Raw genomic sequence first — 19430 nt, forward strand, 5'->3', positions numbered from 1 at the left:
CAAAACTATCATCCGGACGCTTCGGACCGCCCCCGCCCGCCGGGGGACCCGGCGTCGTCCGCCACCCTGCGAGCAGGCGCGGTTCCGGCGCCGTGGTGCCCGTCCGGCGCCCTCTCCCGCAGGTGCTGGTCATTGTCGAAGGTGGGGGCCGGGCCGGTCCGTTCCCGGTGTCTGATCACATGGAACAGCCGATGCGCCAGGATCACGATGCCCACCCAGCCCAGGCCCAGCGCCCAGCCGAAGATCACGTCGGTCATCCAGTGATGGCCCAGGAAGACCCGGCTCATGCCCATCGCGATGATGAAGAGCGCCCCGGCCGTGATCAATCCCACCCGGGCGATGGTGCGATGGACCTGCAGGCAGGTGAGGTACACCACGAGTGAGATGACCACGGTGGTGTTCAGGGTGTGGCCGCTGGGGAACGACGGCGAGGTCTCGTAGGGCGGGACGGCGTCGGCGAAGTCGGGGCGGGTGCGGCCGATGAGCTTCTTGCCCAGGGAGGTGGCGGTGACGGAGACGGCGGCCGCCCCGCCGATGAGGATCAGCGGGCGCCAAGTCCGGGTCCGCCAGATCAGCAGCGCGGTGAGGATGCTGGCCAGGATGGGCATGCCGATGCCGCCGCCGATGTTGGTGAACCCGGTGACGAACGCATCCAAACCGGGGCTGCGGAGCCGTTCCATGGCGGCGAGCGTGGGCTTGTCCAGGTTGGCCAGGCCGGCGTCGTCCACCACGTTGTCGTAGACCTCGGCGCTGGTCAGGGCCAGCGCCACCACCGCGATGCCGCCCAGCAGCATGGTGATCCACAGCGCGGCGTAGGGCACCACCCATTTGCCCCAGCGCCGCATCAGCCAGCTCTCAGTCCTGGTGCTCACTGCCTTCTCCCGACGTCCGGTGCACCCACGGTGCACAGCTTGCTTAGGATCGAAACTACCATTGAGCCATGACATCGCCCGAGCCCCGCCATGCCGAGTGGATGGGCCTCGCCCTGATCGAGGCGCGGCAGGCCCTCGCCACCGCGGACGTGCCGATCGGAGCCGTGGTGATCGGCCCGGACGGGACCATGCTGGGCACCGGCCGGAACGAGCGGGAGGCCCTCGGGGACCCGACTGCGCACGCCGAGATGGTGGCCATCCGTGAAGCCGCCGCCCGGCTCCGGGAGCGCCGTGCGTCCGAGGGGGCGCGCGACGACGGCTGGCGGCTGGCGGACTGCACCCTGGTGGTGACGCTGGAACCTTGCGCGATGTGCGCCGGCGCGGTGGTGCTGGCCCGAATTCCCCGCGTGGTGTTCGGCGCCTGGGATGAGAAGGCAGGGGCCGCGGGGTCCGTGTTCGACATTCTCCGCGAGCGCCGGCTGAACCACTGGGTGGAGGTCTACGGCGGGGTGCGGGAGCAGGAGTGCGGGGACCTGCTGCGGGACTTCTTCGCGGAGCACCGCGGCGCCTAATCCCTCCCCCTTATTCCTCTCCCTGGTCCCGGCGTCCCCTGGTCCCGCTTTAGCGTTCGGCGGTGGCCGTCGTCGAGGCCCGGAGCGCGTCGATCCTCTTCCGCCGGGAGGCCGGCGCGTCGAGGCTGAAGGCCCGGAAGTCGCCCAGGTCCTCCCGGATCCAGGCCTCCACCTCCACGATCCGACGACTCACCGCGGGCGTCAGGTCCCCGAAGACCCAGGCAGCGATCGCCCCGGCGGACGGGTCGTACTGCCACAGCCCGATGATCCGGCCCCGGTCCAGGATCGGGTGGTCCGGCAGGTCCGCCTGCAGCGCCAGCGAGCTGAGCCCGGCCTTGCGGTGGTCCGCTTCGTCCAGCAGCTCGGCCGCGTTCCGCCGCAGGAGTACCAGCGAATCGGTCCCGGCGAGCAGCTGGATCTGTTCCTCCGCCGGAGCCTGAAAGGCGGCGAGGCGGTCGACGTCGTCGGGCAGCATCCACAGCACCGCACTGTCTTTGCCCGCGTCCCCGGGGAGGGGAACCTCGACGGCGCCCGCGGCGGCGAGCGCCGCGCGGGTCTGCGCCACGGTGAAGCCCGTGAACCACTGGGACTGCTTGGCGGTGGCGCCGCCGGTCCAGCCGAGATAGCGGCGCATCAGCAGGGCACGGACCTCCTCGTCGGTGAGGTCGGAGGCGGGCAGGTCCCAGGCTTCGTAGGCGTACCGCTGCCGGTCCAGGCGCCCGTCCGCGGGAACGCGCCGGATCCGGCCCTCCGCCTGCAGGATTCCCAGCGCCGCGGGGAGCGTGGTGGCGGCGCCCTTCTTCTTCCCGTCCTCCCCCAGGCTCTGGACCGCATCGCCGAGTTCCTCCTTGAGCTGCCGCGGGTCCAGCGCGGTGCCGGCCTCGACGAGGACGTGCCGGACCTGCCCCTCGAGCAGGGTGATCTCGCCGCGGTCCACGCCCAGCCGGGTGAGCACCGCGACGGCGGTCTCCGCGGCGGGGCGGCCCAGGCGCAACGCCCAGGCAAAGTCGTCCATGCCCAGGACGTAGGTGCAGCCGCGCGCCGTCGGCAGTTCCAGGATCCGCTGGGCCTCGACGTCGGCGTCCACCTCGCCGCGGCGGAGGCCGGCGCGGGCGAACAGGGAAAGGTAGGGGTTGGCGCCGCCGACGGAGCGTGCCCAGCCCGCCTGTGCGAGGACTTGCCCGGCGGTTAAGCCGGCCAGCGACCCGTCCAGGCCCTGCCGGTGCCAGGACCAGGCGCGGAGGTTCGCGGCGGTGAAGCTCTCGGGCGGAAGGCTGACCGTGGCTGGCTGGGTGCTCATGCGCCCATTGTCCATCCATGCCGCGGGCGGCGGTACCGGGCGGCTCTTTCCCGATGGCTAAGGCGGGGTGATCCGTGCGGCGCGTTAGCGGCCCAGGATCTCCAGCACGGTACGGGCTGTCGCGTCCCAGCCGGGCAGGTGTTGCCGGGCGTCAAGCGCGTTGGTGCGCCACCGCGCCCGGAGCTCCAGTTCGGTGAGCCAGCGGCTCAACAGGTCTACCAGGGGGCGGGGTCCTCGGCGAGCGCGACGGCGGCGCCCGGCAGCCCGCGGTCGTCCACGTCGTCCGCCGCCGCCTGTTCTCCTGCCTGTAGTCCTGCCTGCGGCGTACCGGCCGTGAGCGCCTCCAACGCCCCGGTCCCCCGTCGGATGATGGCGGGGATGCCGCGAGCGAGGGATTCGGTAATGGCCATGCCGTACGTTTCCGCGCGAGAGATCAGCAGGGTGAGGTCGGTCTGCGCCCATTCGGTTTCCAGGGCGGCCCCGCGGAGCTCCCCGGGGATCCGGACCCGGCCGCCGAGGCCCAGCCGTTCCGTTTCGGCGCGGAGCTGGGCGGCGTACTCGGGGTCCGCAGTGTCCGCCCCTACCAGGGCGGCGGTCCAGTCCAGCTCGGTCAGGCCGGCGAGCGCCTGGAGGAACAACAGCTGGCTCTTGTTCGGCAGCAGCGCGGCCACCATGGCCAGGTGCGGCGGGGTGGACCCGGCCGCCGGGTGCGCGGGGTCGGTCCCGGGCAGCGCGACGGCGACGATCGTGCTGGCGGTGCCGGGCGTGCTGGCGGTGGCGTTGACGTCGAGGCCGTGCCGGGTGCGAAGGTCCGCCGCGGCCGAACTGCTGCTGCAGATCACCCCGGCCGCGGCCGCCATAGCGCGGCGTTCCAGCTCCGGGAACCCGTCCAAGGGCATGTGCAGCAGGATCCACACAGGGTTTCCCGCGTCGGCGGCGGCCTCCAGCTCCTCCGGGGCGCCGCAGGCCAGCAAGCCGTCGATCAGGGTGCCCGTCCCGGGACCGGCCGGTTCCGCGAGGAGGTTTCCCAGCGATTCCCGGTCTGCCGGGCTGCCCACGGGCCAGCCGCCGTCGGCCGTCCTTGTCGAGACGGGCACCCCGAGCGCGCCGAGAGCACGGACCAGGGCGGCGTTGTAGGCGTTGCCGCCGGAGTTGTGGCGGACGTTGCCGGGCAGGATCAGGCGGACGGCGGAGGGCTGCACGGGAGGCTAGCCGGCGTCGAACTCAAGCGAGTAGCTGGCCCAGGCGTCCGGGGTCTCGCGCAGGGTGACGTCGATGCCCGCGAGCTCGCGCCCGTCATCGCCCTCACGGATCTGTGCGGCCACGGCATCGGCGATGTACTGCGCCAGCGCCTCGGTGGTGCTCAGCTTGCCCGCGAAGTCGGGGTGCTCGTCCAGGTTCTTGTAGTTCAGGCCGGACAGGACGGCGCCCAGCACCTCGCCCGCCTCCCCGATGTCCAGGACGATCGCGTCCTGGTTCAGGCTCCGGCGTCGGAAGGTCACCTCGGTGACGAACGTGGCGCCGTGCATGCCCTGAGCGGGGCCGAACGCCGGGCGGGGCAGGCTGTGGGCGATCATGAAGTTGCTTCGGACGGTCAGGCTGAACACGGATTACCTCGTGGTTTCTGTGGTGTGCGGGTATTCGATGACGTGGCAGAGGGCGTCGAGGGTGCCGTCGGAGAGCCGTTGGACGACGCCGGGCAGCTGATCGAAGCGGGAGGTTCCGGTGAGGAAGGCCTCGAAGACGGGGTCGCGGAGCAGGGACACGGCCAGGGTCAGCCGGTCGGCGGTGGTGCGGCGGTGACGGCGGGCGCGCGCGACGACGCCCACCTGGCTGGCGCGGATGGAGAGGCGCCGGGCGTGGAAGTCCTCGCCGAGGGGCAGGCTGATGCTGCGGTCCGCGTACCAGGACATTTCGATGATCTCGCCCTCGTCGCCGACCAGCTGCAGGGCGCGTTCCAGCCCGGCCTGCGAGGCGGAGCAGTGGATGACGATGTCGCAGTCGCCGGCGGCTTCGTCAGGGTGGCTGAACTCGACGCCGAGGGTTTCCGCGAAGGCGCGCTTGGCCGGGTCGATGTCGATCAGCTGCAACCGCCCCAGCGGGAAGCCGGCGAGGAGCTTGGCCACCATGCCGCCGACCAGTCCGGCACCGATCACGGCCACCCGGTCGCCCAGCCGCGGGCCGGCTTCCCAGAGGGCGTTGACGGCGGTTTCCACGGTGCCGGTGAGCACGGCGCGGCGGGCGGGGACGCCGTCGGGGACCTCGGTGAGGGAGGTGACGGGCACGATGTAGCGGTCCTGGTGCGGGTGCAGGCAGAAGACGGTTTTGCCCTGCCACTCCTCCGGGCCGGCTTCCACGACGCCGACCGAGAGGTAGCCGAACTTCACCGGGCCCGGGAAGCTGCCCTCCTGGTGCGGGGCGGCCATGGCGTCGGCGACGCAGTCGGGGACCCGGGCGTTGTGCACCACCATCTCGGTGCCCTTGCTGATGCCGGAGTAGAGGGAGCGGACCAGCGCCTCGCCGGGGCCGGGCGCGGGCAGGTCCTCGGTGCGGAGCTCGCCCTGTTCCGGGCCGACGGTCCAGTAGGCGGTGGCGGTGCCGGCGGTCCGGGCGGAGAGCGTGTTCGAAATAGTCATTGTGCTGTCGAATCTAGTGCCGCGCGGGCGTCGCCGGAAGCTTCCCGGGGCGGTCCGGGCGCGGCGGCCTTGGTGCGCGGGGCTCGTTTTGGGGTTCGGCCCCGCGCTCCGGTAGCCTAGTCAGGTTGGTGACGTGTCCGAGCGGCCGAAGGTGCAACACTCGAAATGTTGTTTGGTGTAAAAGCCAACGTGGGTTCAAATCCCACCGTCACCGCCATGTAGCGAAGCCCCTGCTTCCCTTTGCTTACAAGGGAAGCAGGGGCTTTTGCTTTGCCCGGGGCAGGTTTTCATCCATGCATCCTAGGTCCGCGACGACGGTAATCACCCAACAGCCTCTCTCCAAGCCGCCAGACGAGTGGGGCCAGTGCCCATGGACAGTCTGGACCTCCAGGACTCCGGCGAGCCGGGCCGGCGCATGGTGCTTGAAAAGTAAGCATACTTGCCATTAAGTTAGTACAAGTTTCTCCGCCTGTCCCCCATCAGGCGGAGAAGCTTGAAAATGCCCCGCGACCCCCCAGTGCCGCGGGGCTTTTCTGTATGCAAAATCAGGTAGCAGGTCCAAATGGCAGAAGGAGAGGGCAGTGGCTCAGGGAGACATCGAGACGGACTACGAAGATGGCCAGAGGACAAACATGCGCGAGGGCACTGATCGTGCGTTCGGCGCAGGCTAAAACACCGGTCCTTTGGCAGACCCCTACCCGTGATTGGCTCTACGTGCGGAAAGGGTTCGGCGCTGTATAGGTCATAAGAACGACGCCGCCGTCTATAGGTTTGGCGCTTTCCAAATTCCAGGCACAACGCCTCGTGGAACGGAAGATAGGAATTCCATCGCCCAGCACGACTGGGTTGACCTTGATCTGGATCTCGTCGATCTCTGGCAGGAGTTGGTCCGCAACGTCACCGCCTCCGCAGAGCCAGATATCGAGCCCGTCCTCCCTCTTGAGCAGGGAAACCCTGGCGAGGAGGTCTCCGGACAAGACCTCGACGCTGGGGTCCTTGGGAAGGTCGCGGCTCGTCACCACCAGCTGGCGCAAGTGTGGGTAGGCGCTCGTGAGGCCGGCCTGCAGGGCAGGCTCGTGGCTGGCGCGACCCAGGATTACGGTGTCAAAGCGACGAGAGGGACCGGCCACGCCCAGCGGTTCGCGAAGGTGATGCGGACACGTCTCGGGATATAGGCCAAACAGTTCATCCAAGGTTGTTTTGTTGACCGGAAAGGCCGACGTACTTCCTTCCAGATCGGCAATGTAGCCGTCAATGCTGGCGGCAACGTAGTACACGAGCTTCCTCATACGAACTCCAATCACAACATATGTTGTAGTTACCTAATCACAACATACGTAGTAGTTGCCATAGATTTGTCCCATGGTTGCCAATCCTGCGCGTCGCTCGACCCTTGCCCACGCGGCACTGAAGATCCTGGGAACCGAAGGTCCCCGGGCAATGACTCACCGCGCAGTTGACAGGAAAGCCGCGCTACCTTTAGGGACCTGTGCCAACTACTTCCCCACGAGAGCAGGGTTGCTGTTGGCAATGGCGCAGCAAATCTTTCACCTGCTTGCCCCGGAACCAGAACGGCTTGAGCAGCTCGCACTCCTTCCTGCCAAAGACGCGACAGCCGCTTATGCCAAATACGTTACCGACCGACTCCTGCAGCGCCACTACGTGGCAGCGGCCCTCATTGAACTGCGCTTGGAGGCTGCCCGATCAGAAGAGATTCGAGAGGTACTGGCGCCAGTCCTGCATCACGGCTTCGAAGCAGACGTGACCTTCCACCTCGACCGCGGCCTCCCAGGTGGGCGAGAAGAGGTCCTATGGCTGCACCACCTGGTCAACGGCGCCGTACTCGATGCCATCACCATCCCCATGCATCCAGGATCAGATACTGGGGAGAGCGTTGCCCGCGCGGCCCACAAACTGACGAGCTGAGCTACCCGGTGGCAGAGAGACTATCCAATGACGTTGCGGCAACTTAGACCGAACGTGGTTGCCCGTACCTACTTCTTGTGATCATGCGAAGGCGGGTTCCGGACCTGCTGAACACCGAGGTTTACAACGTAACCGAGGAACAGATATCCGGGAATGGCTGCAAAGAACCAGGGTATGTCAGCAGGTAGAAGAAGCCTCATCACCAAAAAGGCAAGAATAGAGGCCAGAACAGAACTCTGACGGGCTTACTCCACCTTTTTGTCCTGAGAAACTCCCGTAATAGAACCTTTCAAGGCATTGCTCCTTGCGTGGGCCACCATAAGAGGATCCTGCACCGGGCACTCGAACCCCGTAGGAAAGTAGGCCGTGCGCCCGCCGGCATGATCATTGTCCAGCGGGCGGGCTGGTCCGTCAGGCGCGTTCTACGGGGAGCCATAGTTCGCAGGTCGCTGTGCTGAAGTCGGCGGCGCGATCAAGGACTGCCACGATCGAGGGGCCGGGGCGCAGTCGCCACGGGTTGGACGGGAACCAATCGGTGGCAGTGGAGGCCCAGACGGACTGCAGGACCGCCGGGTACGCCCCTTCGGCGTGGAACACGGCCCAGATGCCCGCGGGGACCTCGATCGCGTCGAGCTCCTCGGGCACCGTGGTAGTTTCGGTGACGGCGACGCCGTGGAGGTAGGTCAGCTCGCTGCCCTCCGTGTAGTCCGGGTCGACGTCGGCGCTCACCTGGAGCAGGCCAGCGGGGTCTGTGTCGCCCAATTCCTTGAGCCGGGCGTGCTCTGCTGCTGGCAGTGAGGCGATGTGCGCCTGGATGTGCGGGTTTGGGCCGTGGTGGATAAGCGGCACGCGGGCCGAATGGCCGACGAGTCGGAATGCCGGCCGATCTGCGATGCGAGTGTCCATCGTGGTGTTCCCTTCTACGGTCAGGCGGAACCTGAGCTGCGGTTGCGTGCGAAGGGGCCTCCGTCCCGGCGCACGTCGCCGGGACCGACGCCATGCACTGATCGGAACGCCCGACTGAAAGCCTCGGTCGAGCCGTAGCCATACCGCACCGCGATTGCCAGCAGCTCGCCCTTTTCAAGAACGTCCGTTGCAGCCACCGTCATGCGGCGCCTGCGAACGTATTCGGAGAGCGGCATACCGGCGAGCGACGAAAACATGCGGCGGAGGTGGTACTCCGTTGTGCCGAGACCGACCGCCAAGTCACCAATGTAGATCTCCTCAGTGAGGTGACCGTCGATGAAATCAACGAGTTGATTGAGCGCTGCGATCACGGTTCCCCCTTCGACTACAAGCCTGCCCGACTGGTTCACCTCGCACCCTACTATTTCGGTCCGATTCGATCGCCGCGCACCTTATAGACCGCCCGTAAGCCGGTCGTCGATCGACCGGCCAAGCATGGACCCACACGCCTGGGCCGTTGCACGATGAAATGCACGGCGAAGGTCCCCTAACTGCAACGCTCCAGACCGTCTCGAATCCCTTGGCATACAAGACGTCTCGCAGGAGCCCTCCAGGCCGCGACAGCGCTGACTCCGATTTCGCGGATTTTCGGGGAAATTTGGGATATCAGCGATTCTCATAACAACGTCTCGAAACCATCGGGGTGCATCGATGTACCCACGAATGGTTATGAGACACCCCGTGCGCAGGCATAGCGAGCGTCAGCGGCTATGCGCGCACCTCAACCTACTAACACTTTTACCGACCGGCAGCACGCCCATCTTCTGGCAACTAAACCGAATACCAGGTTCGGGAGTTTCGCAGCAAAATCACAGCGCCCCAACTAACGCTTAGCGGGGCGAACTAACAGAGGTGAACACGTCTGCCATGCAGACAGCTGAGCAGTCTCGCCAGCAATGGAACGCGTGGAATGCGCCTCAGCCCGAGGGCGCCACTACTTAGAAATCACACTTAAAGTTGACCTTCCGCCCGATAGCCCAAAGTCATGCAACCCGCGGACAGCCGGCGCAAACGTCCCCCGAAGACCGAAAGCCTCAGCGCAGCTGCAGCTCCAGCAGCTCGATCGACGTAAGACCCGTCTCCAGCATCAGCGCCTTCGCCTCGACGCCGGCCTCTGTGGCGCTTCGAACGGCGGCGGCCAGGGAGGCCTCCGCAGCGTCGATTTCCCACTGCAGGCTCTCCAGCCGGGCCCCGCTGCGCGAACCGCGGCCAAAGGGTCGGATGAGGAATCTGCCGGCCGGCGGAACCCGCAGGTGCAAACCCACTCGCCCTCGCCGGTGTGGAACTGTGCCCAGGGGAGCAACGTCGTCGGGCTGGGCGTGGACGTCATCTTCGCGCCGCAGTGCATGGGCGTCCCGTCCGCATCGAAGGGAGCCACCGCGGGCTGACTCGAGGGGGCGGACGGGCGCGCCGGCTCGTGGAACCTCCGCAGCGACTCCGCGTGCGCTCCGGCCGCGGGTCCCGCCATTCTCCGGTTGGCTACTGCCGTCATTCGAATCACCCCTTTAGTAAGCTTGCTTGCAATTTTCACTAGTCTATCTAGCTTTATTGGATTGTCCAGCGCGGATCCGGCGGCTCGGGAGACGCGGAGAGCCCGCGGGGAACCATTGCTAACAGCAGCCCCGGGCACTACGGTGCTGAGCCGTGGACATGACCTTTCGGGCGGAGCTTTTCGAGTGGCGCGGGCCGGCGCCCTTCTATTGGCTGGCCCTCCCGCTGGACGCATCCGACGAGATCCATGCCGAGGCCGCCGAGGCAAGCTACGGCTGGGGTGCCATCCCCGTGGCCGTCAGCATCGGCGGCACGGAGTGGGAGACCTCGCTCCTGCCACGCGACGGCGGCTACGTGCTGCCCGTGCGCAAGCACGTCCGGCTCGGCGAACGGCTCGAAGTAGGCGACGACGTCGAGGTGTCGCTGTCCGTGGCGCCGCGCAACGGCCGGGCGGCGAACGGCACCGGTCCCACTATGTGACGGGCCTCCCCGTCGCGGCACCGCAGCCAGTTCGACAAACGGTAGAATTGGCCCGTCCGCAGCCCGCCAGATGCCGCAAGGGAGGTCACCGTGCGCCACACCCGTGCCCCGGCGCCCTTCCACGCGCTCCGCGCGGCCCTGGTGGCCACCACCATGGTGGGACTGGCCGCCGCGGCGCACGTGATCGCCGGCGGAGACCTGCCCATCCCGGGGATCTTCGGCGCCGTCCTGGCCCTGACCGGCCTTGCGGCCACCGCCGCCACCCGGCTCAAGCTGAACGCCGCCGCCATGACCGGGCTGCTGGGAACCGGTCAGGTGGTGCTGCACGAGGCGTTTTCCGCCCTCAGCAGCCCCGCCGCAGCGGCCGACGGCGGCGCTCCCGTCCGGTCGCACCACCAGGTCCCGACGCTGCTCCCGCACCCCGCGGGCACGCTCGAACACCACGACCTGGACTCCGGCCTGGCGCTGTGGATGATCGCCGGCCACGCCCTGGCCACCCTCGTCTGCGCGCTGCTGCTGGCCCGCGGCGAGGACGCCCTCTGGTCGCTGGCCGCCTGGCTGCGTCCGCTGATCCGGCTGCCCGAAGCCCTTCCCGCGCCCCGCGCCGCGGTCCCCGTCCTGCCGTTCCGGGACGAGCCCGCACTGCCGCTGCCCTGGCGCAACCTCCGGCGGGACTGCCGGCGCGGGCCGCCGCGCGCCGTCGTCGTCTAACCCACCATTCTTCGGCCGCGGCCGAATCTACCGGCCCGCCCCGGATTACCCCGGGCCCCTGCGCCGTGCCCGCGCCGCGCCACCCCGCTTCCGCGCGCCCTCATGCGCGCACGCCCGAAAGGCACCACAACGATGATGACCCGCACCAGTTCCACCCCTCCGCCCTGCGCCGCACCTTCACCGCCACCGCCGTGGCCGGCGGCACCGCCGCGCTGCTGCTGACCGGGGTGAGCGCCGCCTCCGCCCACGTCGAGGCCACCCCGGACAACACCGCCGCCAACTCCTACTCGCTGCTGACGTTCGCCATTCCGCACGGCTGCGATCAGGCCGGCACCACCAAGATGACCATCACGCTGCCCCAGGAACTCAACGACGCGCAGCCCACGGTCAACCCCAACTGGACCGCGTCCAAGGTCACCGAGGAACTCCCCCAACCCAAAAAGCTGGCGGACGGGTCCTCCATCACCAAGCGGACCAGCCAGATCGTCTACACGGCCAAGGCGCCGTTGAGCCACGAGCTCCGCGACACCCTGGTGCTGTCCGTGAAACTGCCGGACATGGCCGGGAAGACCCTGTACTTCCCCACCCTGCAGAGCTGCGAGACGGGCCAGACCGACTGGTCTCAGATCCCGCAGGCCGGCCAGGACGAGGAGTCCCTGAAGACCCCCGCTCCGTCCGTGACCATCACCCCGGCGAAGGCAGACGACGGGCACGGCGGTCATGGCGCAGCCGCCTCCGGGGACGGCATGGCACAGACGGCGGAGACCACGCCGGCGGACAACCACGGCAACGACGACGGCGGAGCGGAGGCCCGAAGCTGGGCCGGCCTCGCCGCCGGGATCGGCGGCCTGGTGCTGGGCGGGGTGGCGCTGCTGCGCGGCCGGCGTCCCGCCACTAAGTAGCACCCGTCCCGTGACCTGACCCCCGGTTGATGCCCGGAAATCACAATCCGGGCATCAATCGGGTTTCCGCGTCGTGGCACCGTTGACGAGGGGAACCACGGCGCATAACAGTGGTCCCATGAGGCCTCAGCAGATGAATCGCAAAGCAGCAATCACTTCAGTAACGGCAGCCGCTGCGGCGGTCCTGCTGCTGAGCGGGTGCGGCCAGGCCCAGACCCAGAGCGCCAGCGCATCGCCGTCGTCCGCTCAGTCCACGACGGCGGCACCGGCAACCTCCTCGGCGGCGCCCAGCGCTTCGGCGTCGTCCGCGCCCGCATCCTCGTCCCCGGCAGCCTCCGGCGCCGCGGCGGGCCCCGCCCTCTGCAAGGCCGCGAACCTCAAGGGCGCCCTGGACTCCACCGGCGGCGGGGCCGCCGGCAGCGTCTACAGCAAGCTCATCCTCACCAACACCGGCGCCGAACCGTGCGTCCTCAAGGGCTTCGCCGGTGTCTCCCTCACCGCCGGTGCCGACGGCGACCCGATCGGCGCCGCAGCCACCCGCGACGATTCCACCCCGGCCACGGACGTGCTCCTCGCCCCGGGTCAGGCCGGCAGCGCCACCCTCCGCTACACCCAGGCCGGCAACTACCCCGACTGCACCCGAACCCCGGCCGCCGGTTTCCGCGTGTACCCGCCCGAGGACACGGCCTCCCTGTTCCTCGCCGCACCCAAGGACGCCTGCAGCAACGCCGGCATCAACCTGCTGACCATCGGCGCCTTCACCGCCATGTAACCGGGCGGTCCGGCCCCCGCGAAAGACTGTCGGTGCCGTAAGGCATGATGGAGGAATGAAGGGGCAGGAGCTCGCGACCACGCTCGCGGCCGACGCGATGGACCGGTTCAGCCGGCCGACCCGGGAGTGGTTCCTGGGGGCCTTTTCCGCGCCCACCCCGGCTCAGAACGGCGCCTGGAATGCCATTTCCTCCGGCTCGCACGCACTGGTGGTGGCCCCCACCGGCTCGGGCAAGACCCTGGCCGCCTTCCTCTGGGCGCTGGACCGGCTGCTGGTCTCCGCTCCGGCCGGCGCTGACCCGGGTGCCGAGGCCGCTGCCGCGGCGGAGCCTGCCAAGAAGGGCCGCCGCAAGACCCCCAAACGCAAGACCCGTGTCCTCTACATCTCCCCTCTCAAGGCACTGGGCGTCGACGTCGAACGGAACCTCCGCGCACCGCTGATCGGCATCACCCAGACGGCCAAGCGGCTCGGCCTGCCCGCGCCGCTGACCACCGTGGGCGTCCGCTCCGGCGACACCCCCGCCGCGGACAGGCGGGCGCTGCTCAGCAGCCCTCCGGACATCCTGATCACCACGCCGGAATCACTCTTCCTGATGCTGACGTCCAAGGCGCGCGAGACCCTGGACGAGGTGGACACCATCATCGTCGACGAGGTGCACGCCGTCGCCGGGACCAAGCGCGGCGCGCACCTGGCCGTATCGCTGGAGCGGCTGGATGCCCTGCTGTCCAAGCCGGCGCAGCGGATCGGCCTCTCCGCCACCGTGGAGCCGAAGGAGTTGGTGGCCCAGTTCCTCGCCGGGTCCGCGCCGGTGGAGATCGTGGCGCCGCCGTCGAAGAAGACCTGGAACCTGACCGTTTCCGTCCCGGTGGAGGACATGTCGGACCTGCAGGGCGCGGCCGGGGCGTTCGACTCCGGTCCGGCGTCCGGGCTGCAGCCGCACGCCTCGATCTGGCCCCATGTGGAGGAAAAGATCGTGGACCTGGTGCTGGCCAACCAGTCCACCATCGTCTTCGCCAACTCCCGCCGGCTCGCCGAACGCCTCACGGCCCGGCTGAATGAGATCTACGTCGAACGGCAGCTGATGGCCGAGGGCGGCGGCTGGGACGACGGCAGAGCTGGCACTGAGTCCCCCGGCGCCGCTGCGGGCGGCGGCCGGGGCACCCCGGCGTCGTCCGGCCCCGGCAACACTCCCGCGCAGATGATGGCCCAGGCCGGCAGCACGGCCGGGGCGGATCCGGTGCTGGCCCGCGCGCACCACGGCTCCGTGTCCAAGGACCAGCGGGCCATGATCGAGGACGACCTGAAATCCGGCCGGCTGCGCTGCGTGGTGGCCACCTCCTCGCTGGAACTGGGCATCGACATGGGCGCCGTGGACCTTGTGGTCCAGGTGGAATCCCCGCCGTCAGTGGCCAGCGGCCTGCAGCGCGTAGGCCGCGCCGGACACCAGGTGGGCGAGATCTCCCAGGGCGTCCTCTTCCCTAAGCACCGCGCGGACCTGGTGCACACCGCCATCACCGTCGAACGCATGCTGGACGGCAAGATCGAACGGCTCTACGTGCCGGCCAACCCGCTGGACATCCTCGCCCAGCAGACCGTCGCGGCCACTGCCCTGGGCGCGATCGACGTGGAGGAGTGGTTCGCCACGGTGCGCCGGTCCGCACCGTTCGCGTCCCTCCCCCGCTCGGCGTACGAGGCGACCCTGGACCTACTGGCCGGGCGCTACCCCTCGGACGAGTTCGCCGAACTGCGGCCCCGGATCGTCTGGGACCGCAACAACGGCACCATCGAGGGCCGTCCCGGGGCGCAGCGGCTGGCCGTCACCTCCGGCGGCACCATCCCGGACCGCGGCATGTTCGGCGTCTACATCATCGGCACCGAGGTGGAGGGCACCGGATCCTCCGGCGGCTCCGGCGAGGGCGGCTCCGGTGCCAAGTCCACCGCCAAGGGCGGACGCCGGGTGGGTGAACTGGACGAGGAGATGGTCTACGAATCTCGCGTGGGCGACGTCTTCGCCCTCGGCGCCACCAGCTGGAAAATCGAGGACATCACCCACGACAGGGTCCTGGTCTCCCCCGCGTTCGGCCAGCCCGGCAAACTGCCGTTCTGGCGCGGCGACTCCCTCGGCCGGCCCGTGGACCTGGGCCGCGCCCTGGGCGCGTTCATCCGCGAACTTTCCGCGTCCGACGTCGGGCCCGCCACCGAACGCTGCAAGGCCAGCGGCCTGGACGACTTCGCCGCGAACAACCTGATCCAGTACCTGGCCGAGCAGAAGGCCGCCACCGAGGTGGTCCCCAGCGACACCACCTTGGTGGTGGAGCGGTTCCACGACGAACTCGGCGACTGGCGGGTGGTGCTGCACAGCCCGTTCGGCATGCCCGTGCACGCGCCGTGGGCTCTGGCCGTCGGGCAGCGGCTGCATCAGCGCTACGGCATGGACGGCTCCGCGATGGCCGCCGACGACGGCATCGTGCTGCGAGTGCCGATGATGGACGATGAGCCGCCCGGCGCGGACCTGTTCCTCTTCGACCCCGAGGAACTGGAACAGATCGTCACGGCGGAGGTGGGCGGCAGCGCCCTGTTCGCCTCCCGGTTCCGCGAGTGCGCGGCCCGTGCCCTGCTGCTGCCGCGGCAGACGCCCGGGAAACGGCAGCCGCTCTGGCAGCAGCGGCAGCGTTCGGCCCAGCTCCTGGACGTGGCCCGCAAATACGCGACCTTCCCGATCGTGCTGGAAACGGTCCGCGAGTGCCTGCAGGACGTCTACGACCTGCCCGCGCTCAAGGACATCTCCACCGCGATCGAGCGGCGTGAGCTCCGGATCCTGCAGACCACCACCCAGCAGCCCTCGCCCTTCGCCAAGTCCCTGCTGTTCGGCTACGTCGCCCAGTTCCTCTACGAGGGCGATTCGCCGCTGGCCGAGCGCCGCGCCGCCGCCCTGGCCCTCGATTCGACCCTGCTCAACGAGCTGCTGGGCCGGGTGGAGCTGCGCGAACTCCTCGACGCGAAGGTCGTCGACGAAACCGAACGCGAACTGCAGCGCTTGGCGCCCGGACGTCGGATGCGCGGCGTGGAGGGCGTGGCCGACCTGCTCCGGCTGCTCGGTCCCCTCACGCCTGAGGAGGTGGCCGCCCGGCTGGAGACCGCGGAGGCGGGCGAGGCACCCGCCGGGGTTTCCGCGGCGCCTGCTCCTGCCGCGGGCGACGGGGCGGCGTCCGGCGACGGCGGGGCCGGGTACGTCGACGGCGGGGCCGGGGACGACGGCGGTACTGCGGCCGGTGGGGCCCCGGCGACCGCGGTATCCGCCAGCGCGACGCCCGCCGAGGCGGCGACGCACCTGGCCGCGCTGCAGCGGTCCAACCGCGCCATCAAGGTCAACATCGGCGGGACGGAAAAGTTCGCCGCGGTCGAGGACTCCGCCCGGCTCCGCGATGCCCTCGGGGTGCCGCTGCCCATGGGCGTGCCGCTGGCCTTCATCGAACCCGTAGCGGACCCGCTCGGCGACCTGGTCTCCCGGTACGCCCGCACCCACGGACCCTTCACCGCAGCGGAGGCCGCCGCCCGGCTGGGGCTCGGCGTCGCCGTCGTCGGCACCGCGCTGAAGCGGCTGGGAGCCGACGGCCGTGTGGTCGAGGGCGAGTTCCGTCCGCACGTCACCGCACCCGACGCCCCGCCGGTCGACCCCTCCGACGGGGCCGACGACGCCGGCCAGAAGGCGGAGACGGTGTCCTTGGCGGGAACCAGTGAATGGTGCGACGCCGAGGTGCTGCGGAAACTGCGCCGTCGGTCGCTCGCCGCGCTGCGCGCCGAGGTGGAACCCGTGGACCCGTCCGCCTACGGCCGGTTCCTCCCAGCGTGGCAGAACGTCCGCGTCCCCGGCAGCCGCGGCCAGTCGGCCCTGCGCGGCCTGGACGGCATCATCACGGCCATCGACCAGCTTTCCGGCGTGCCGATTCCGGCCTCCGCCTGGGAGCCCCTGGTCCTGGCCAGCCGGGTCTCGAACTACCAGCCCGCCATGCTGGACGAGCTCATGGCCGCCGGCGAGGTGCTCTGGTCCGGCGCAGGCTCGCTACCCGGCAACGACGGCTGGGTCAGCCTGCACCTGGCCGACTCAGCCGAGCTCACCCTCAACCCGGCACCCGACTTCGAACCAGGGGACGCCCAGCAGCGGTTGCTGGACCACCTGCGGACCAACGGCGGCGGCTACTTCTTCCGGCAGCTGACCGAGATCGCCGGCGGGATGGACAGCGTCCTCAGCGACAAGGACGTGGTCTCCGCCCTCTGGGATCTGGCCTGGGCCGGCCGGATCACAGGCGACACCTTCGCCCCGGTCCGCGCCCTGATCGCAGGCGGCCATACCGCGCATCGGCAGGTCAGCCGGGCGCCCCGGGCCCGCGCCCCGCGGCTCAACCGGCTGGGCCGCTCGCACGGCTCCGGTCTGCTCGGCTCCCCGGGCCTGCCGGGCGGCAGGTACGGGTCGGCCTCGGCGGCCACCCCGACGCCGCCGCTGGCCGCTGGCCGCTGGTCGGCGCTGCCGGAACCCGAGCTGGACGCCACGATCCACGCCCGCGCCACCGCCGAGCTCCTGCTGGACCGCTACGGCGTCGTCACGCGCGGCTCGGTCATGGCCGAGAACATCCTGGGCGGCTTCGGCCTGATGTACAAGGTGCTGGCCCGGCTGGAGGAGGCGGGCCGCTGCCGCCGCGGCTACTTCATCGAACAGCTTGGCGCCGCGCAGTTCGCGGTCCCGGCCACGGTGGACCGGCTGCGTTCCTATGTCGAGGACGCCGAGGTGCACAAGTCCGAACCGGTGGCACTGGCCCTGGCGGCGACGGACCCGGCCAACCCCTACGGCGCCGCCCTGGCCTGGCCGGCCCAGGACCTCGAGGCCGGGACCGGGCACCGGCCCGGGCGGAAGGCCGGCGCCCTGGTGGTCCTGGTCGACGGCGCCCTGGTGCTCTACGTCGAACGCGGCGGGAAGACACTGCTGGCCTTCAGCGCCGATCCCGCGGTGCTTGCCGCCTCCGGCGCTGCCCTGGTGGGCGTGGTGAAGCGCGGCGCCGTCGACAAACTGATCATGGAAAAGGTGAACGGCCACGGCATCCTGGATACCCCGGTGGCGGCCGCCCTGGCGCAGGCCGGCGCCTACTCCACCCCGAAGGGACTGAGAATCCGTGCCTGAGGGAGACTCCGTTTTCCGTGCCGCCGCGCAACTGCACGCCGCCCTGGCCGGCAAGGAACTGCTGGCCACCGATTTCCGGGTGCCCCGCTTCGCCACCCTCAAGCTCGGCGGCTGGACCGTGGAAGAGGTGGTCCCGCGCGGCAAGCACCTGTTGATGCGGGTGGCCGGGCCGCGCCCACAGGACCGGCTGACCATCCATTCGCATCTGAAGATGGAGGGCACCTGGCAGGTGTACCCGCCCGGCGGACGCTGGCGGAAACCCGGCTTCACGGCCCGGTGCGTGCTTCGCACCGCCACGGCGGACGCCGTCGGATTCTCCCTCGGCGTCCTGGAGGTGGTGCCCACCGCCGAGGAAGACAGCGTCGTCGGGCACCTCGGCCCGGACCTGCTTGGCCCCGACTGGGACCTGGCGGAGGCCGAGAAGCGGATGCTCGCGGCCCCCGACGTGCCGATCGGCGTCGCCCTCCTGGACCAGCGCAACCTGGCCGGGATCGGCAACATCTATCGGTGCGAGGCGTGCTTCCTGTCCAAGGTGCACCCCGCCGCGCCCGTCTCTGCCGTCCCGGACCTGGCGGCCATGATCATGGACGCGAAGGTCATGCTTGGCGCGAACCTCGGTCCCGGCCGCCGAGTCACCATCCTGAACGCCCACGGAATGCCGGTGGGCCGCAGCGAAGGTCGGCCACCGTACTGGGTTTACGGCCGGGAACGGCAGCCGTGCCTGAAGTGCCGGACCCCGATCCGCAGGGGCGTGCTGGCCAAGGCCACCGGAACCGAGGAGCGGGACATCTACTTCTGCCCGACCTGCCAGCCACCACCCGAGGGGACCTGAGCCGGACGGCTTACCGCCGACTTAGGACGCCGGCGCGGTGGTGCCGGCTACGGCTTCCTCCGGGTCGGTCCGGGCGAGGTCCGCTGCGCCCTCGGCGGTGCCTTCGACCGCGACGGCGTGACCGGCGTCGTGCGGCGCTGCTGCCGCTTTCGTCGATGATTCGTCAGCCGTCGGCTCTGCCGCGGTGCCACGTGCCTCCGCCGTGCCCTTCGTAGGGTCGGCGATGGTGAACCGGGGCAGCATCAGCTGCACCAGGGGTCCGATGGCCAGTGCGTAAAGCACCGTCCCGAGCCCCACCGAGCCGCCCAGCAGCCAGCCACCGCCGAGGACCACCACCTCGATGCCGGTGCGGGCTCCCCGCACGGGCCAGCCGGTGCGCCGTGCGAGTCCGGTCATCAGGCCGTCGCGCGCGCCGGGGCCCAGTCCGGCCCCGATGTAGAGGGCCGAGGCCAGCCCGTTCAGCAGGACGGCGGCGACAAGGAGCGCGGCCTGGCCGCCCAGGTGCGAGAACTTCGGGATGACGGCCAGACCGATGTCGGCGAAGACACCCACCAGCACGGCGTTGCCCAGGGTGCCGATCCCGGGCCACTGCTTCAGGGGGATCCAGAGCAGCAGCACTACGAAACTGACGATGACGACTACGGTGCCCAGGCTGAGCCCGGTCTTCCCGGCCAGGCCCTGGTGGAGCACATCCCACGGCGCGGTGCCCAGGCTGGCGCGGATCACCATGGCGAGGGAGATGCCATAGAGAACGAGGCCAATCAGGAGCTGGGTAAGTCTGCGCGTCATCATGG

16 protein-coding genes, 1 tRNA gene and 2 pseudogenes are annotated in these 19430 nt (G+C 69.7%); 9 read left to right on the forward strand and 10 right to left on the reverse strand.

The window, feature by feature from the left end; all coding sequences use genetic code 11:
- Positions 1–8 precede the first annotated feature (8 nt).
- A complete protein-coding gene (locus tag ACRQ5B_RS03600) occupies positions 9–872 on the reverse strand; it encodes a phosphatase PAP2 family protein (protein ID WP_432397025.1) in 864 nt (287 codons plus the stop codon).
- Positions 873–940: 68 nt separating this feature from the next.
- Between ACRQ5B_RS03600 and ACRQ5B_RS03605 the strand changes: the two genes are divergently transcribed.
- Positions 941–1444: a nucleoside deaminase gene (locus ACRQ5B_RS03605; RefSeq protein ID WP_432397028.1), complete on the forward strand. Its 504-nt coding sequence runs from the start codon at positions 941–943 to the stop codon at positions 1442–1444.
- 49 nt (positions 1445–1493) lie between these two features.
- On the opposite strand, the gene ACRQ5B_RS03610 is transcribed toward ACRQ5B_RS03605, so the two are convergent.
- From ACRQ5B_RS03610 to ACRQ5B_RS03630, 5 genes are all read right to left on the reverse strand, one after another.
- Complete coding sequence (locus ACRQ5B_RS03610) at positions 1494–2744, reverse strand: DNA glycosylase AlkZ-like family protein (RefSeq protein ID WP_432397031.1); 1251 nt, start codon at positions 2742–2744, stop codon at positions 1494–1496.
- Between the two features lie 84 nt (positions 2745–2828).
- On the reverse strand, positions 2829–2954 hold the full coding sequence (locus ACRQ5B_RS03615; RefSeq protein WP_432397034.1) for a hypothetical protein: 126 nt from the start codon (positions 2952–2954) through the stop codon (positions 2829–2831).
- Positions 2955–2959: 5 nt separating this feature from the next.
- Complete coding sequence (locus ACRQ5B_RS03620) at positions 2960–3946, reverse strand: glycosyltransferase (RefSeq protein ID WP_432397036.1); 987 nt, start codon at positions 3944–3946, stop codon at positions 2960–2962.
- 6 nt (positions 3947–3952) lie between these two features.
- On the reverse strand, positions 3953–4351 hold the full coding sequence (locus tag ACRQ5B_RS03625; protein WP_432397039.1) for a 6-pyruvoyl trahydropterin synthase family protein: 399 nt from the start codon (positions 4349–4351) through the stop codon (positions 3953–3955).
- 3 nt (positions 4352–4354) lie between these two features.
- Complete coding sequence (locus ACRQ5B_RS03630) at positions 4355–5380, reverse strand: dehydrogenase (protein WP_432397042.1); 1026 nt, start codon at positions 5378–5380, stop codon at positions 4355–4357.
- Between the two features lie 127 nt (positions 5381–5507).
- On the opposite strand from ACRQ5B_RS03630, the gene ACRQ5B_RS03635 reads away from it, so the two are divergent.
- A tRNA-Ser gene (locus tag ACRQ5B_RS03635) sits at positions 5508–5597 on the forward strand.
- A gap of 493 nt (positions 5598–6090) precedes the next feature.
- Here the strand turns inward: ACRQ5B_RS03635 and ACRQ5B_RS03640 are convergent.
- Positions 6091–6657, reverse strand: coding sequence for a dihydrofolate reductase family protein (locus ACRQ5B_RS03640; protein WP_432397045.1), 567 nt, complete (start codon positions 6655–6657; stop codon positions 6091–6093).
- Between the two features lie 85 nt (positions 6658–6742).
- Here ACRQ5B_RS03640 and ACRQ5B_RS03645 point away from each other — a divergent pair, with 85 nt between their 5' ends.
- Positions 6743–7306 carry a TetR/AcrR family transcriptional regulator gene (locus ACRQ5B_RS03645; RefSeq protein WP_432397048.1) on the forward strand — a complete coding sequence of 188 codons (564 nt, stop codon included), beginning with the start codon at positions 6743–6745 and terminating at the stop codon, positions 7304–7306.
- Positions 7307–7717: 411 nt separating this feature from the next.
- On the opposite strand, the pseudogene ACRQ5B_RS03650 reads toward ACRQ5B_RS03645, so the two are convergent.
- Together ACRQ5B_RS03650 and ACRQ5B_RS03655 are read right to left on the reverse strand one after the other, a co-directional pair.
- Positions 7718–8583 (reverse strand): annotated as a pseudogene (locus tag ACRQ5B_RS03650) (AraC family transcriptional regulator).
- A gap of 723 nt (positions 8584–9306) precedes the next feature.
- Positions 9307–9537: a hypothetical protein gene (locus ACRQ5B_RS03655; RefSeq protein WP_432397050.1), complete on the reverse strand. Its 231-nt coding sequence runs from the start codon at positions 9535–9537 to the stop codon at positions 9307–9309.
- A gap of 385 nt (positions 9538–9922) precedes the next feature.
- On the opposite strand from ACRQ5B_RS03655, the gene ACRQ5B_RS03660 reads away from it, so the two are divergent.
- The 6 genes from ACRQ5B_RS03660 (at position 9923) to ACRQ5B_RS03685 (ending at position 18636) form a co-directional block, all read left to right on the forward strand.
- Positions 9923–10243 carry a DUF1905 domain-containing protein gene (locus tag ACRQ5B_RS03660; RefSeq protein ID WP_432398689.1) on the forward strand — a complete coding sequence of 107 codons (321 nt, stop codon included), beginning with the start codon at positions 9923–9925 and terminating at the stop codon, positions 10241–10243.
- Positions 10244–10333: 90 nt separating this feature from the next.
- Positions 10334–10954 carry a hypothetical protein gene (locus ACRQ5B_RS03665; RefSeq protein WP_432397053.1) on the forward strand — a complete coding sequence of 207 codons (621 nt, stop codon included), beginning with the start codon at positions 10334–10336 and terminating at the stop codon, positions 10952–10954.
- Between the two features lie 164 nt (positions 10955–11118).
- Entirely contained in the window at positions 11119–11856 is a 738-nt protein-coding gene (locus ACRQ5B_RS03670) for a YcnI family copper-binding membrane protein (protein WP_432398690.1), read from the forward strand.
- 133 nt (positions 11857–11989) lie between these two features.
- Positions 11990–12628 carry a DUF4232 domain-containing protein gene (locus ACRQ5B_RS03675; protein WP_432397054.1) on the forward strand — a complete coding sequence of 213 codons (639 nt, stop codon included), beginning with the start codon at positions 11990–11992 and terminating at the stop codon, positions 12626–12628.
- Between the two features lie 55 nt (positions 12629–12683).
- Positions 12684–17804, forward strand: coding sequence for an Lhr family ATP-dependent helicase (locus tag ACRQ5B_RS03680; RefSeq protein ID WP_432397057.1), 5121 nt, complete (start codon positions 12684–12686; stop codon positions 17802–17804).
- Positions 17797–18636 (forward strand): DNA-formamidopyrimidine glycosylase family protein, encoded by an 840-nt coding sequence (locus ACRQ5B_RS03685; RefSeq protein WP_432397060.1) that lies wholly within the window; start codon positions 17797–17799, stop codon positions 18634–18636. Before ACRQ5B_RS03680 ends, ACRQ5B_RS03685 begins: the two co-directional genes overlap by 8 nt.
- 192 nt (positions 18637–18828) lie before the next feature.
- Here the strand turns inward: ACRQ5B_RS03685 and ACRQ5B_RS03690 are convergent.
- A pseudogene (locus ACRQ5B_RS03690) lies at positions 18829–19428 on the reverse strand (YczE/YyaS/YitT family protein); the annotation flags it as partial.
- Between the last annotated feature and the right edge of the window lie 2 nt (positions 19429–19430).

It is taken from the genome of Pseudarthrobacter sp. L19, assembly GCF_050859435.1.
In the GTDB taxonomy this organism is placed as follows: domain Bacteria; phylum Actinomycetota; class Actinomycetes; order Actinomycetales; family Micrococcaceae; genus Arthrobacter.